The organism is Bacteroidota bacterium, assembly GCA_016721765.1.
In the GTDB taxonomy this organism is placed as follows: Bacteria; Bacteroidota; Bacteroidia; order UBA4408; family UBA4408; genus UBA4408.
Map to the genome: position 1 here is coordinate 767,525 of JADKHO010000002.1, position 16,054 is coordinate 783,578.

General features: G+C 36.9%; 15 protein-coding genes. 6 read left to right on the forward strand and 9 right to left on the reverse strand.

Features of this window, described 5'->3' with window-relative positions:
* The first annotated feature begins 52 nt into the window (after positions 1 to 52).
* The 4 genes from rpmI (at position 53) to IPP32_11520 (ending at position 2,894) form a co-directional block, all read left to right on the forward strand.
* On the forward strand, positions 53 to 253 hold the full coding sequence (gene rpmI / locus IPP32_11505) for a 50S ribosomal protein L35 (protein ID MBL0048707.1): 201 nt from the start codon (positions 53 to 55) through the stop codon (positions 251 to 253).
* Between the two features lie 108 nt (positions 254 to 361).
* Positions 362 to 706, forward strand: coding sequence for a 50S ribosomal protein L20 (rplT, locus tag IPP32_11510; protein ID MBL0048708.1), 345 nt, complete (start codon positions 362 to 364; stop codon positions 704 to 706).
* 200 nt (positions 707 to 906) lie between these two features.
* Entirely contained in the window at positions 907 to 2,016 is a 1,110-nt protein-coding gene (locus IPP32_11515) for a hypothetical protein (protein ID MBL0048709.1), read from the forward strand.
* Between the two features lie 431 nt (positions 2,017 to 2,447).
* The gene (locus IPP32_11520) at positions 2,448 to 2,894 is read left to right on the forward strand and encodes a hypothetical protein (protein ID MBL0048710.1); all 447 of its coding nucleotides are present in this window, start codon (positions 2,448 to 2,450) and stop codon (positions 2,892 to 2,894) included.
* A gap of 163 nt (positions 2,895 to 3,057) precedes the next feature.
* On the opposite strand, the gene IPP32_11525 is transcribed toward IPP32_11520, so the two are convergent.
* The 3 genes from IPP32_11525 to IPP32_11535 form a co-directional block, all read right to left on the reverse strand.
* A complete protein-coding gene (locus IPP32_11525) occupies positions 3,058 to 3,606 on the reverse strand; it encodes a transposase (GenBank protein MBL0048711.1) in 549 nt (182 codons plus the stop codon).
* Between the two features lie 353 nt (positions 3,607 to 3,959).
* The gene (locus IPP32_11530; protein MBL0048712.1) at positions 3,960 to 5,039 is read right to left on the reverse strand and encodes a M48 family metallopeptidase; all 1,080 of its coding nucleotides are present in this window, start codon (positions 5,037 to 5,039) and stop codon (positions 3,960 to 3,962) included.
* A gap of 5 nt (positions 5,040 to 5,044) precedes the next feature.
* Entirely contained in the window at positions 5,045 to 6,004 is a 960-nt protein-coding gene (locus IPP32_11535; protein MBL0048713.1) for a DUF898 domain-containing protein, read from the reverse strand.
* A gap of 308 nt (positions 6,005 to 6,312) precedes the next feature.
* Between IPP32_11535 and IPP32_11540 the strand changes: the two genes are divergently transcribed.
* Both IPP32_11540 and rluF read left to right on the forward strand, forming a co-directional pair.
* Positions 6,313 to 8,859: a T9SS type A sorting domain-containing protein gene (locus IPP32_11540; protein MBL0048714.1), complete on the forward strand. Its 2,547-nt coding sequence runs from the start codon at positions 6,313 to 6,315 to the stop codon at positions 8,857 to 8,859.
* Positions 8,860 to 9,040: 181 nt separating this feature from the next.
* Complete coding sequence (gene rluF / locus IPP32_11545; protein MBL0048715.1) at positions 9,041 to 9,784, forward strand: 23S rRNA pseudouridine(2604) synthase RluF; 744 nt, start codon at positions 9,041 to 9,043, stop codon at positions 9,782 to 9,784.
* 35 nt (positions 9,785 to 9,819) lie between these two features.
* Here the strand turns inward: rluF and IPP32_11550 are convergent, their stop codons facing one another.
* The 6 genes from IPP32_11550 to IPP32_11575 form a co-directional block, all read right to left on the reverse strand.
* Positions 9,820 to 11,130 carry a DEAD/DEAH box helicase gene (locus IPP32_11550; GenBank protein ID MBL0048716.1) on the reverse strand — a complete coding sequence of 437 codons (1,311 nt, stop codon included), beginning with the start codon at positions 11,128 to 11,130 and terminating at the stop codon, positions 9,820 to 9,822.
* A 70-nt stretch (positions 11,131 to 11,200) separates the two neighbouring features.
* Positions 11,201 to 12,283 carry a hypothetical protein gene (locus IPP32_11555; protein ID MBL0048717.1) on the reverse strand — a complete coding sequence of 361 codons (1,083 nt, stop codon included), beginning with the start codon at positions 12,281 to 12,283 and terminating at the stop codon, positions 11,201 to 11,203.
* Positions 12,284 to 12,301: 18 nt separating this feature from the next.
* Entirely contained in the window at positions 12,302 to 12,673 is a 372-nt protein-coding gene (locus tag IPP32_11560; GenBank protein ID MBL0048718.1) for a type II toxin-antitoxin system VapC family toxin, read from the reverse strand.
* Positions 12,674 to 12,910: 237 nt separating this feature from the next.
* Entirely contained in the window at positions 12,911 to 13,522 is a 612-nt protein-coding gene (locus IPP32_11565; protein MBL0048719.1) for an SIS domain-containing protein, read from the reverse strand.
* 1 nt (position 13,523) lies between these two features.
* Complete coding sequence (locus IPP32_11570) at positions 13,524 to 15,041, reverse strand: adenylyltransferase/cytidyltransferase family protein (protein ID MBL0048720.1); 1,518 nt, start codon at positions 15,039 to 15,041, stop codon at positions 13,524 to 13,526.
* Entirely contained in the window at positions 15,038 to 16,027 is a 990-nt protein-coding gene (locus IPP32_11575; protein MBL0048721.1) for an SDR family oxidoreductase, read from the reverse strand. Before IPP32_11575 ends, IPP32_11570 begins: the two co-directional genes overlap by 4 nt.
* Between the last annotated feature and the right edge of the window lie 27 nt (positions 16,028 to 16,054).

A 16,054-nucleotide genomic window follows, 5' to 3' on the forward strand; every position in this document is an offset into this window, starting at 1 on the left:
TTACGAAAAATGATTAAAGAGTATACCAATAATTAAATAAATAAAAACAGAGATGCCTAAAATGAAAACCAATTCCAGTGCAAAGAAGAGATTCTCTATCACCGGATCAGGAAAAATTAAAAGAAAGCATGCTTTTAAAAGTCACATTTTGACCAAAAAAAGCACCAAGAGAAAAAGAAATTTGTCGAACCCAACATTAGTGAACGATGCCGATTTAGGTGGAGTGAAACGTATGTTGAACATCGGTAAATAATTTATCCGCTTCTTTTAAGCGCAGATTAACAAGTAGTACAAACCTGAATTGCAGCTAACAAGATTCTCCAAGACGTGAGAACGCTCCATTCAAAAAAACAAAAACAAAATGCCAAGATCAGTCAACTCGGTAGCGAGTAAAGCTAGAAGAAAAAAAATCCTCAATCAAACCAAAGGTTATTGGGGTGCCCGTAAAAACGTGTATACGGTTGCAAAAAATACGTTGGAAAAAGGTTTAACCTACGCTTACCGCGACAGAAAAACCAAGAAAAGGAATTTCCGCGGTTTGTGGATTCAACGTATCAATGCTGGTATTCGCCCCCATGGAATGTCGTATTCCGAGTTTATGGGTAAAATACATGCTAAAAATGTGCAGTTAAACCGCAAGGTACTTGCCGATTTAGCAATGAATCATCCGGCAGCTTTTAAAGCTGTGGTGGATGCAGTGAAATAAATTTTATTTGTTTTCAAAAAGTAAAAAGACCGGTTCTGAAAAGAGTCGGTCTTTTTATTTGGAATAAATCAATTCGTAAATTATACAGTAGCGCAAGTCTCAGCGTTACCTGCAGCCGCTAGGGACATTGCTATCCTTGAACATTGGAAGGCTAAACCAACCGGCAAAACTTTAACTTTGACAAATACATCAAATAACAAATGACAAAGTATTGCATTCATAAACCAATTTATTCTCTTCTGTTAGTTTTGACTTTTTTGACTTCCTGCAACGGGCAAACTTCAACGCATTCAGCGGCAGACAGCAAACCTGAACCAAAATCGATTTCTACAGGACAACCTAAACTTTTAAAAACACAAGGTTCAATTGAACAGGATAATGTTCATTGTAGCCTACAGGACAAAGCAGGAAACCTTTGGTTTGGCACTACAGGTGAAGGAGTTTATCGTTATGACGGAAAAATATTTACTCAATTCACAAAGAAAGATGGTTTAAATTCTAATTGCTTGTATTCCATTTTGGAAGATAAAGAAGGTAACATTTGGTTCGGAACAGAAAACGGTGTTTGTCGTTACGATGGACAAACCATAACCAATATGCCATTTACAATGATGAACAGCAACAATTTTCACCTTACTAATACATCAAATAATAACACTTTAATTAAAAATGAAGTTTGGGGAATGTTACAAGACAAAAGTGGTAAAATTTGGTTTGGTACTACTGAGGGTCTTTATTGTTACGATGGAAAAATATTTAATCGCTTTTTAGACAATAACAACTTAATTAACAATCAAAAACTTCAACTTAAATGGATACAGTGTATTTTGGAAGATAGTAGTGGAACAATTTGGATGGGGTCTGGACCAATCGCAATGGAAGGAGTTATTCGTTACGATGGAAAATCATTAACGAGTGTGAAACCCAATAGTGATGGATGGATTAGATATATGTTAAATGATAAAAATGAAAATATATGGTTTGGAGGCAGAGGGCACGGAAATTTCATTTACAATGGGAAATATTTTAATAATTTTACTGAGAAGGCAGGAATTGGAAATCCAATATTGGTAGATACTGCAGGCAATATTTGGTTCAGTGGAGAAGAAAAACTTTCAACCGTTGAAAATGATGGAGGAATATGGTGTTATGATGGAAAAGTATTTAAAAACTACAACACAATTGATGGTATGAGTAAATATTTTGTTTGGAGTATGCTTCAAGACAGAAATGGAAATATTTGGATTGGAACAAGAAACACTGGCTTATACAAATTTGACGGAAAAACTTTTACCAATTATTCAGAATAGCAAACTTGGACAGCCAATGAATCGGGCAGGAAAAACGGCAGCAGGTTAAAGCACTCAAAAGAAATGTCGGTTCAATGGATAAATGAAGCATGGTGCTTATTATCAAGTTCATTGCTTTCAACAGTTTAGTGCTTCGAAATCACCAACCTTTTAAACCCACTGGCGCATTCTTATAGACATGTGACTAAGAAATAAATCAAGTTTGCAACATAACAAGGATTAATAGAAATGCGAATTTTACCGTTCATTGTTAAAAAAAATGAATCGCAAATTATGTTCAATAACCATAAGGAGTTTATTTTATAAGCTATACAACAGAAGGTTAGATTTATGTTTTTACAAGTAGAACATAAAAGCAGACTAAAGTCATTTTTCTCCACATCCATAACATATAGTTTTGAAAAAATCATTTTACAACTCACATTATTAGTATGGATTCAGAAAATTATTTCAATAGAATTACTGTTCACACCAACTCCCACTTTGCTTTTGATGCGCTAACAAAAAATTTATCGAGTTGGTGGACAAAAGTTGTTGAAGGTGATGCATCCAATAAAGGTGATACTTTTACTGTTCGCTTTGGAACAAGCTATTTGACTTTAAACGTAGTTGAAAGTATTCCGGAAAAGAAAATTTTGTGGAAATGTACCGATGCTTTTTTTGATATTCCGTCTATCCGTGATAAAAAGGAACTTGTTGGAAGCCTCATCTCACTTGAAATCCTAGTAGAAAAAGATAAGTCTCAAATTCACTTAACGCATTTTGGATTAGATCCCTTTTTAGAATGTTACGATGAGCAAGTAAAAAATTGGCGCCTTTATTTTGAGAAAAGCTTGCAGAGCTATCTCAATACAAAACAAGGGACTCCTTTTGCTTAAATTTGCACGTCCAAGCATTTATTAGGGTATGGTGCCTGCAGCCATCTTAGTTGCACTGCTGCCACTCCTCCTCGTTTGCAACGAGGAGTTTCAAAGTATGCGTTTGGAACGCATAAAATAAAAAATTCCATTTCAACATATTTCCATATAAATTATCAAATAATTAAAACTTTGTAATCTCAACATAACCTCTGCAATCGGCATAATCTCTTGCACTACTAAAAATATAATCTACGGCATTCTCTACAATCATTGCCTTTACAGGGTTGTCGTGAATATAGTCGGCCTTTTGTTCAATATCAATATAGTCGCCAATTTCAATAGCATGATTATCATCTTTCCATATTTTATAATTGTTTGCCCTGCCAATACGTTTCGCCTCAAAAGCAAACTTATTAATCATCCATTCTTTGCGGCTCTCACCAATTTCTTGCATCGCTTTGATAAATTGTTTCGAAGTAAACTTTTTAAAATCCCTTAAAAATTCCGATAAGGTATGGGGCTCATTTACCTTGCAAATTAAATGAATATGGTTGGTCATAATCACATAAGAAAATACAATCAGCCCTTTTTCTTTGCAGCAATAATTAAGAGAATCAATAACTATATAACTATATTCCTTTCTTGAAAATAGGTCAATCCAATCAACTATGGTTAAGGTTAAGAAATGAATAGAATTTTGATCCGTGATTTTATAACTATCACCACTCATATTGAATTTACTTTTTAATTGAATTTGTTGTTTTTGCGTTACAAACGCAAATTTTAAGACCTCCTCGTTGCAAACGAGGAGGAGTTGCGGTTTTTACTAATTAAAGATTACAGTTGATTCTGGCACAAGATTGATAAAATGATACTTAGTTGTCAATAGGCTAAATGGGTGATTTTATAAATACTACTCATTTTTTTGATTTTATCCTTTTTTTAATTGAACAAGTTGTTTAATGCGTTACAAACGCAAATTTTAAGACCTCCTCGTTGCAAACGAGGAGGAGTGGCAGTTTCGCTGCAATTAAAAAAAAGTTGCAATGCTAGATATATGAAATTTGTTGCCGAATAATCTAACTAATTCAAGTCCTTTAACCTCGTCCAAATAGCATCTAATTCAGGGTTTTCGCGAAGTGGTTTGGTATTCTTCTTTGCGAGGCTTTTAATATTTTTCATGCGGCCCTCTAACATGGGATGCGTGCTTAAAAATTCGGGAATATCTTGTGAACCCTTATTGGCATCGCCCAAGTGTTTAAATAAAAGTAGCATTCCATCCGTATCTTGACCGGCGTCTTGCATAAGCAACATTCCTTGTTCATCTGCTTCCTTCTCTAAACTGCGCGAGTAACTTAAGGATTTTAAATTATCGGCATTTTGTAAGAGCACTGCCATCACTCCGTTTACATCGCTTATCACTAATGAAATCACCAAATAAGTACCTAAATTACGAAAGAGACTGCGCGTAATGTGCCGGTGTGCAACATGCGAATATTCATGACTGAGTAAAGCTGCAAATTCCTCTTTGCGTTTCATGACTTTAAACATTTGGTCGTACACCACAATGTGTCCACCCGGAAAAGCAAATGCATTGCTGATATCGGAATGCACCACCGTAATTTTAACTGGATAGGTTTCCTTTATTTTTAATCCTTTAAAAAAAGAATTCGCTAAAGCAGTTTGTTCCGAATCCACTTCCATGCTATTGCTTATTTGCTGAAACATTTCTTCGCCCATCGACATCTCGTAGCTAATGGGAATGCGCTTAGCGATGGCTTCGGCTGTAGCCGGAATAAGCACAAAATAGGCAAGTAAAATCAAACCCAATACACCTAAAATTATTACAACAATTGTGCGTCGCCCGGTATTTTGAAAAACTTTAATATCGGTTTGTTTAATTTTTGCGGATGGATAAGTCCGTTGAAAATAAAGTTGAAAATCAGCACCCTTAATTTCAATTGCTGCATAAGGAAATGTTGCACCGTGTTTTATAACCGCTACTTCCTTATTAAAAAAAGATTCATGAAGATTTAAATCGTTTAAATTCCACGTAAGCACTTCATCGGGAAGATTGACTTTTATCGTTGAATCAAGCAATTGAATTGTAACCACACTACCTCTGGAAGTTTTACCATCGTAGTAAAGTGCATCAAAAACCATTCGTGCTAAATAATATTGATGTCGAACATGTCTACCAAATCATCGCCCATGGCATCTTTGTATTCTTGCTCTGTTTGGAGAATGTTGCTGGTATCAAACTCTCCGTCGATTGCAGCATTGCTATAAATAAATTTAAGCGTTCGCACCATCACCCATGGAATGGCAATTCCTAAAGTGAATATGATTAAAAGGTAATTCACAAAAATTAATTTAAAAATTCCTCCTGCACTGCCGGTAAAGTTAATGCTATACTCTTGCTCATTTTTTATGATTTTAGTATTGTCAACATAAAAGCGCATCATGTCGCGCATCCACCAAAAACTGTAAATTCCAAAAGTTATTAAGGTCAGCAATAATCCTTTCAAATTCATCAAAAACAAGCCACCACCGGTACCAATAAATTTAAAACTTACATCTCCAAAGCGGATGTTTCCAATCATGTATTTGCGGATGTCCACTATAAACCAAGCAAGGTAAATATAAAGCGTGATGACCGTCAATAAAATACCACCAATAAACTTTTTTACCAACACCCAACGATCCCCTCTGTAGCCAAAGTGAATTCCTCTCCAGGAAGTGCGCGACATGCGATACCGCATAGATCCATGAATAGCCAGTGGCACAATTATAAAAAAAGCGAGAAAAAAAAGAATAGTTGTGAGGACAACTAAAAAGGGATTTCGAGAAAGTGTTCCGGCAATTAAAGCACCGTACAATACTATCATCAACACTACCGATTTAATAAAGCCCCAAAATATTTCCTTACCCGTTCCATGAAAAGTAAATCGATTTCCATCCAATTCTGTCTCGGCATATAAGTAGCGCAGTTTGCGCGCCTTTGCCCAAGGATAATAAAATCCAAGCGTTACAATCATTAACAGAATATTGACTACCAATATTCCAAATAAATCAGCACCGTTACCATTGAACAGTAAGGTACGGGGTTGTTTTTGAACTAGTTCCATAGGGGAGGTTTTTTTGGGAAAGATAATAATTATTTGAAACAAGAATAAGAATTATGCATTTGGTTAGAAAAATTTCGAAGTATCTCTAGCGGCAATCAAACTTGCAAAACATTGCTTGTAAAAGAGGAGAATAATAAAAATGGATTAAACTTCATTTCAAAAAAAACAGCAGTAAACGATTTATGAAACCAAATGAGAAAACACAAATCGATCATGAGAAACATGTTTGTTCAATTTTTTTAACCGTTCTCAACTTTTTCATTAAATTTGGTAGTAGCAATAAATCATAAAACCACATCCCTTCTATCATGAAAAAAATAGTAAGCATTTTACTTTTAGGAATTCATCAATTTTGTTTTGCTCAGATAAATTTTGGTAGCTATCGTTATTCAGGCCCTTTAAATTTTGAGCTCATAAAAGAAAGTGCTGATTCATTTTTTAAAAGCGACGAAGCAGAAAAATCCGCGGCAAGCAAAGTGGAAAAAGAAGATAACGATTACTTACGTTACAAACGTTGGGAATGGTATTGGAAAGACCGCGTGAACACGGATGGCTCCTTTCCTGATTTATTGTCGCAAGCCGCTGTTTATAATCAATTACAAGGAGCTGCTCAAGCTCGGAGTGCTTCTGTTAACGCACCTTGGGTAAACATTTCACAAACTTCTACCAGCGGGGGTTATGATGGGATGGGGCGCTTAACTTCTATTGCATTTCACCCTACCGATCCCAATATTTTTTGGGTAGGTGCACCCATTGGTGGGATATGGAAAACATTGGATGGAGGTGCAACCTATTCTCCTTTGGGCGATGGGTTGCCTTATTGTAGTGTTGGAAATATACTTGTAGATCCAAGTAATCCCGACATTATTTACATTACACTTGGCGACCATGGCGGATGGTGGAACTATGGATTAGGCATGTATAAATCTACCGATGGCGGATTAAATTGGGCACCCACCACTTTAATTTCAAATTTTTCAGACGGCATTGCGTATTATGCCATGGCGATGTCACCTACCAACCCAAATGTAATTTTAGTGGCGAAAAGTGATGGTTTATTTCGCACCAACAATGGAGGAAACAGCTGGACGATGGTGCATAGTGGTGGATTTAAGGATGTGAAATTTCGTCCCGGTGACAGTACAACGGTATATGCTGCAAGCGACGATTACTGGGGTTCTTCAGAGGTTTATAAATCCACAAACGGTGGAATTAATTTTACAGCAGCCAGTTCATTTAATGCTCCTTACAACAGAATAAAAATCACTGTAACTGCTGCCAATCCTAATATTATTGGAGTAATGCTTAGCGGGAATGGCACAAAAAATTATTACAAATCATCCAATAGCGGTGCAAGTTTTTCATACGTTTCCGCATTACAGGAAGATGCCATCATTTTTATTTCTCCGCTCGATTCCAACATTGTTTATTCCGGTTACACAAAAATATTTCAATCTACGAATGGCGGCATTAATTGGGTACAAAAAACAAATTGGTACAACGATGGCGTGCATGTCGAGGTGCATGCGGATGAACAATTTGTTGCATTTAATCCCTTGAGTGATTTAATTTATTTTTGTAACGATGGAGGACTATATAATTATGATGAGGTAGCCGGTTCATGGGCAGAGCTAAGCAATGGCTTAATTATTACACAGTTTTATTCGATTGCAGTGGCACAATCCGATCCTGTTTTTATGATTGGCGGAACACAAGATAACGGTGGAAGAAAAAGAACCGGACTTAACTCATGGGCTTCCACAAATGGTGGGGATGCTATGGAAACTGCCATTGATCAATCCAATACACAAATTATTTATACGACTTACGTGGATGGTCAGTTGTATCGCTCCATGGATCGCTGGACCAACGATACCTATCACGATATTACACCGGCAGGAATCAGTGGAAATTGGGTAACACCTTACCTGCTCGATCCAAGCAACCAATCCACTATTTATGCGGGTTATGAAGATGTTTACAAATCCACAGACAGAGGAAATACCTGGAATAAAATTAGCAACAATTTAACCGGCTCAACTTCCGATAAATTAGATGAGCTCGAAATTTCTACACTAAATTCAAATGTAATTTATGCCGCAAGGGAAAATAAAATTTATACAACCACTAACGGTGGAGTAAGCTGGGCCAATCATTCGCTACCTTTTGCCTTGAATAATTTTTCAGGAATTACATCTATTGCAATCGATCCTGTAAATCCGGCAATACTTTATGCAACCGTTGGAGGATATAGTGTTGGTGTAAAAGTGTATAAATCGGTAAACAGCGGAAACACCTGGTCAAATATATCGAGTGGTTTACCAAATGTGCCGGTAAGTTCGAGTGTATTTGATGAAAGCAGTCCGAATCACGAATTGTATATTGGAACCGATATAGGCATATTTTACCGAAACGATACCAGCGCTGCATGGACCTATTATGGAAGTAACTTACCGAATACTTCTATAACCGATTTGAAAATTCAGTATGCTACACATAAATTAAGAGCAGCAACCTATGGCAGAGGAATTTGGGAAGCAGATTTGTTATCGATAGTAACATCAAACTATCAAGTTGCGATTGTTCCTTCCGACAATTCATTTAGACTAGCTTTTAATCCCATTGGAAGTTTACTTCAGCTGAATGCTTTTATAAATTCAGATGTTGCAGGAGAAATAAAAATTTATGACCTCAGTGGAAACTTGGTGCTCACTAAAATGAGAAACTTCCCGAAAGGAAATTATCAGTTACCCTTTGATATTTCGATGCTTGCAGAAGGCATGTACATGATGAACATTGAAACACCAAAAGGAAGAACCGCTTTAAAGTTTATTCATACCTCAACTGCTGAATAAACTAGAATAGGTTTTTTTAAGCTACATCTGATTCTCCTTTCGGAGGATGTTGTTTCATTTGTTGAAATATGCAGTATCACCAATTAAGCGGTGGATTCTTATAATATTTTGCCTTGTATGCATTCTGTAAAAAATCATTGACGCTAGTTTGCTATCTTCACAAAATAATTTCAACAAGAAAATGCTGACCCGTTTAAATAAATACATAAGTGATACCGGAACCTGTTCGCGGCGAGAAGCCGATCGATTAATTGAAAAAGGTAGGGTAACGGTGAACGGTAAAGCACCTGAATTGGGAACAAAAGTTTCAGATGCCGATGAGATAAAAATTGACGGACAGCTTTTAAAATCAAAAGAAGCACCCATTTATATTGCCTTTCATAAACCCATTGGCATTACTTGTACCACCGATTTAAAAGACCCAGATAATATAATTGATTACCTGAATCATCCCAAACGTATATTCCCAATTGGTCGTTTAGACAAGCCTTCGGAGGGTTTACTTTTTTTGACGAACGATGGCGATATCGTAAATAAAATTTTGCGTGCAGGAAATAATCATGAAAAAGAATATGTTGTAACCGTTGACAAAGCTATCGGTGACGACTTTATACTTCAGATGCGAAATGGAATTCCAATTTTGGATACCATTACCAAAAAGTGCTTTGTGGAACAAGAAAGTAAAAATCGATTTCGAATTATACTCACACAAGGACTCAATCGTCAGATTAGAAGAATGTGCGATGCCTTGGATTATAAAGTCACCAAATTAAAAAGAACCCGCATAATGAATATTCGTTTAGACGGAATTAATTATGGGGAATGGCGTTACCTGACAGCAGAGGAAATTGCAACGATTAATAAATTGGTTGCCGGTTCAAGTAAAACGGAAGAAGCTTCTTTGTTGGCGGATTTGGATGATTGAGATGCAGATTTCATTACAAAAAGAAGTTAATTATTCTACTCCGAAAGCGCCATTTTCACTTTTTTATTCTTGATTTTTTCATCTTTGATTAATGCCAAGAGCGAATTAATTTTACTTCGACTAACAGCCGCATAGGACGAAAAATCCAAAACTTCTATTAATCCCAATTCCTCCTTTTGCAATTTGCCTTTTTGCAATAACATGCCTACAATATCCATTTTATTTATTTTATCCTTTTTACCGGCAGCGATGTAAAGTGTACACCAAGGTGTGTTTGCGGGAGTTTTATCTTTATCCGACAATTTAATTTCTTGTGGCTTTTCGCTAATGAAGGGTGGAATGTGTTCGTTAGATGCTAACAGCAAATAAGCGGTACCTTTTGCATTCATGCGCGCTGTGCGGCCATTGCGATGAATAAAAATTTCTTCAGTATGTGGCAATTGAAAGTGAATTATATTCTCAATTTCCGGAATATCTAATCCACGTGACGCTAAATCAGTTGAAACCAAAATGCGATGCGTACCATTCCTAAACTTAATAAGTGCGCGCTCCCTGTCGATTTGCTCCATTTTACCATGAAATACGCCATGTTCCAAGCCCTTCTCATTAAAAAACTCACTAATCATATCCACCGCATCGCGGTGATTGCAAAAAACAAGTGTTGCTGTATTACCCAATTTACAAATAAGTGAAAAGAGCGCAGCGGTTTTATCTCGCGATTCGGAATGAAGCACTTTTACTTGTAAGCCAAGTGCTTTGGTCGGAGTTTTACTCAGATAAATAATCTCGATTGGGTTTGTAATGCCTGTAAATTCAGGTATTTCGGGCATTTGTGTAGCCGAAATAAGAATTCGCTTTTGAACATTTTTTAAGTGATACACGATAAATGACATGTCTTCCTGAAAACCAAATTCCAATGCTTTGTCAAATTCATCCAATACCAATGTCTTGATGCTTGCTGTATTGATGTATTTATTGCGGATGTGAAAAGCAATACGGCCGGGAGTTCCAACGAGTAAGGCAGGTGCTTGTTCGAGGTTGTTTTTTTCGGTGCGGGTGGAATGTCCGCCATAGCAACAGCTTACTTTAAACCCACTTTGCATTTGCTTAAACACCTGTTCTATTTGAATTGCCAATTCACGCGATGGAACAATTACCATGGCTTGAATTCCTGACAAAGCGCTATCCATCGCATTTAACAGAGGTAGCAAAAAGGCAATTGTTTTACCGGAACCGGTCGGCGCCAGTAAAATTAGGTCATTGGTTTTTTTAGATGCGGCAAGTGTTGCCAGCTGCATTTCGTTTAAGGATGCTATTTTTAAATTCTCCAGTGCTTTATGTTGCATGACCAATAGTGTATGGACTCAAAGGTAGGAGAATAAGTGGAACCAATTTTTGGATTGGTAAGCACACTCTTTATTTTTCACCAATAATGGAAATAAAAGGTGCTAAAAAAGTGCCACCTTTTTTAAGGCTTCTTATTGCGAGATTGATAGTTGGCGTTATTAGATTCAAATAGGCTTGTGGATAATTTGTATTGTAAAAACCATTTATAAAATCGAATTTAAATCCATTTTGCTCAAGCATTGCTTTATAATCATTTAGGGGCAACAAATGCTCCACCCAACTACCTGATTCGGGTGAGCAGGTATTTGTTGGATGAGCTAATTCTATTGGCATACTACCATTCTTCAAGTAAGCTTGCACATCCGCAATAATATCGGCTTTTATTCGTCCGCGTGTTGCTGCAGCAAGTCTTAAATTTTCTGTTTCAGCTATAGCAGGAAAAGCATTTTTAATTATTCGCTTTCGCTGATTGATTCCTGAATTCTCCCGGTCCAACTCCTTTTCACCCCATGCAACCGGATTTCCCTTTAATTCAAATTTCCTTTGGAGTCCTTTTGTATATGTATTCACCAAAGGATTTTTTTCGTTGGCGGTAGTACTTAAAAATAAGATAAGTTTATCCGATTGAATTTTTGCAGTTTCCGTAAAGAACAAATTTAAATCGTATACATGCTCAATTACATTGCGAGATCCCAGTATATTTAAATTCAATTTATTGGCATTTACAAAAGCAACAAACTCAGGAGTATCGCCGTTTATAAAATAATCGATCGGAATATTTAATGTATCTGCTATGCGTTTTGCATCAGCTGAAATTACAGGATTAAGGTCTTGATGAATAACCGTTTTACAACCTGCCAACTTAGCCAACAGGGAGAGCATACCAACACCGCCACCATGATCTAAAAGGGTTAACTCATTGAATTTTTTTCCTGATTTATACTGTGCCCAAAGCAGCATAAACACATATGATTGCAACATGTAAGTAAGCTTGCGCAAATCGTAAGCATAATATCTTTTGCCGTAATCGGATAGATTTAACGACTTATAATCAAGCTGTAGAAGCATTGCTTCCAATTTCTCGGCCGCAGCATTTAAATGCGAAGCCTGAGATAAATCAGGCGGAAGGAATGCTTTGGGGATGAATTTCAAGGGATTGGAATTGATTATTTACAATTCAGGAATTATCAAATCAATATTCTTAATACGCGACAAACCCTTATCATAAGTCAACAAAGGAATATTTAAATACATTGCAGTTGCAACGATAATAGCATCTGGCAATTTTATTTTTGTACTTCTTCTAATAGAAATTACCTTTTCCTTTATTGGGCGAATTAATTCCACAACCGTACAATTTTGAAGAAGTATTTCAAAAAATTTATATTCTTTGCTTGAAATATTGTGGAAGCCTAGCAATTCCAGCTCTGAAATGACTGAGGCATAAATTGTGTTATTTTGCAAATAGGCTTGTGCATTGCCCTTATCTTCAGCCAAATTAATAAATACATTGGTATCTGCCAGCAAACTAATTCCATTCATCCCTCAGTTGGGTTTGATATTTAACACCATTTAATCCGCGCTTTAATTTCCCTAAAAAAAGATTTGCATTAAATCCTCCACTCTTGCCTTTTTTAGCAATTTTCTGTAAGGATTTCTGGATTGTTTCCTTATCTGCACTCCGCTTAAGAATCAACACCATTTTTTAATTTTTTTTTTTCAAAATTAAGAAAAATAAAAGTTTATTTTGAGGAAGCTAATTGATCTTGAATTATAATTTTACAGCTTAGTATTCTTATTAAAAATATCAATATTATCCGTACAGTACATTTTTGCATCCAATATGCAATGTATAATGAGGTTGTGCAATACTTCAACAAAACCATACGAAAAGGCGGGAACAAAGAAGTTAATATGCCCCAATTTTTTTAATGCATTATCCGGCTTAAAGCCTGAAAAGGTAATAACTGAACAACCAGATTTAGCAGCCATCTCAGCAGCATTGATAATATTTTTTGAGCTTCCCGAACTACTGATGCACATGGCAATATCGCCGGCATCGCTAAACATTTGAATGGGCGCAGAAAACACTTGCTCAAAACTTAAATCGTTGGCAATACAAGTTAACAGTGAAGCATCATTAAAAGCGGTAGCGCGTACTTTTCCATTTTTCCAAAAATCAACTGCCATGTGACTAGTAATTCCGGCGCTTCCACCATTACCTGCAAACATTATTTTTTTATTCTCTTTTTGCGCCTTCAAAACCAGGTTAGTGCATTTCTCGATGGCTTGCTCAAATGAAATCTTGGTATCGCCTTCAAAGGCTTCAATACCTTTAAATGCTTGCTCAAACGAGCTGTTAAACTTTGCTGTAAATTCTGAGATATTCATTTTACTTCAATAAATGTTTTATAAATTTAGTCAAATCTTTCTTATAAACCGGGTGTTCGTTGCCAATAATTTCGACCGCCAATGAGCCAACTGAATTCCCAACAAAGGCAATTACTTCGGGGCTCACATTTTTTAATGCGCATAATGCTGTTACTGATAACACCGCATCTCCCGCACCAACCGAGTCTTTCACTGCAGAAGCAAAAGCCGGAGCCTTGGCAAATTTATTGTCGTAATACAATACACTTCCCTCCTGCCCTAAGGTAATTTGAATTAATCCGGCATGTGTAATCGCTTTCAACTTTTCAATCAAAGGTTCTACTTTGCCATAATTATCACCAAAAGGCAAGCGCAACTCCTTTTCATCAATAGATATATAATCGGCTCTTGAATATTTAGTGATGTAATTGAAGCCGTAATTGTTGCTATTTGTTTGCGCATTTACAGCTAAATATTTTCCGCTTTTCTCCAGAAATTTAATGATGTTTGGTGAAATTAGGCCATGTCCAAAATCGGCAATCATTACCATGTCGTATTGCGGCAAAACCTTTTCCAAATAGGCAATCATAGAAGTTTCTAACTCCTGCTCAATATAGGAGTCGTTCATGAAGGTAACTTCAAATAATTTTATGTTAAGGTATTTATCGAGATACCTTCTTTTAGTCGGTGTTGGCGCATTTTTGCGGTAAAAGAATTTGCTTTCAATAGCAGGGGAAAGTTTCTCCTGAATCAACTCCAGCTGTGTATTTTCTTCACCTAAACAGGTAATCATTTCAACCTTTCCGGCGAATTGCGACAAGTGATTGGCAATTGCCAGCACACCTCCTGCATAACTCTCACCACGCAAATAAACACTCGAAATGGTTGGTGATTTAGATGATTTACCGAGGGGTTTGCAATAATGATATTCATCGATAATGGTATCACCAATCACTAACACCTTTGCATCCTTTAATTTTTCAATTTCTGCAATTATCGTATCCGCACTGTGTTTGGATTTAAAATCGGCTAAAAAACTCTGAACGGTATCACTCAATGGCGAAAAATGCGCATTTATTAATTTTGAGGATGAAAACTGGACTTCTTCGGTGATGTAAAATTTACCACCAACTGTTTTCACTGCTTCTTCTTCAAAGCCAATGTTTCCGGTAATGTCGTCGCTTGCATTTTTATAATCCTGACCTTTTACATATAAATCGGGCTTAACAATTTTGATTGTCTCCACTGCAGTTTCCCATTTATTGAGGGCCACATAATCCACACATTGCAAAGCAGCTATGGCTTCCATGCGGTGTATTTCGTTAAACACAGGCCGACCGGGGCCTTTGTTCACAAATCGGTCGGGAGTTATGGTAACAATTAACACATCCGCAGCTTGTTTTGCAGCTTCAAAATGTTTGATGTGCCCCAGGTGCATCAAATCAAAGCATCCGTGACAATGGGCAATTTTTTTTCCGTTCCTTTTTAACTCTGTGGTGATAGCTGATAGACTATCAAGGGCTATAATTTTTGAGGTCATTTTCCTAAATATTTAAACCAATCCTTAGTGGCGACTTCGATACTTGATGGATCCCAAACCGGGGCTTCACGCCAGTAATCGATATTTTCCAACATTATTTTTACCCCCTCTTCTAAACTCACTTTGGGCTTCCAACCTAAGATGGTATTGATACGGGTTGTGTCGGCAAAGGTGCAATCGGGCTCACCCGGACGTTTTGGAATGTGAATTTTTTCGCCACCCAACAATTCAATTAATCGATTAACACTATAGGTATTACCGCTACCCACATTAAAAATCTGACCGCTCACATCTTCGCGTTTTGCAGCGGTATAACAGGCATCAACAATATCCGTTACAAAAGTAAAATCACGGGTTTGTGTTCCATCGCCAACAATAGTGAAAGGCTTATTATTTAATTTTTGGGCTAAAAACACTCCAAATACAGCTCCATAGGTTCCACTGGTGCGCGCACGAGGGCCATATACATTGAAGAAGCGCATGCTGGTGATGTTCATTTTATATACTTGCTCCCAATACATGCAATACTCTTCACCTAAATATTTGGTCACTGCATAAGGATACTGGCAGCGAATCTCAGCGCTTTCAGGTGTTGGAAAACTATCCGGAATTCCATAGCAGGAAGATGAGGCGGCATACACCACTCGTTTTACGCCGTTGTGGCGACAAGCTTCCAACACATTTATGGTTCCATTCACATTGGAGTTGTGGTATTTTAAAGGGCGCTCAATAGAAGGAACTATGTCGGCCAATGCAGCTACGTGAAATACCCAATCGATATCCTTAAAAAGAGGAAGAATCTTTTCATAATCGGCAATGCTGGCAATATTTACTTGCAAGTTTTTATTGTCTTTGTGCTGCTCCAAATTCTTTGCATTACCCGATGATAAATCATCAATTACACTAACTTTGTGCCCTTCGTTCAAAAGGCGGTCAACCATGTGGCTGCCAATAAAACCGCAGCCTCCTGTAACTAGTATATTCATAATTTTTTCTTTCTTTTAATGTTGCTA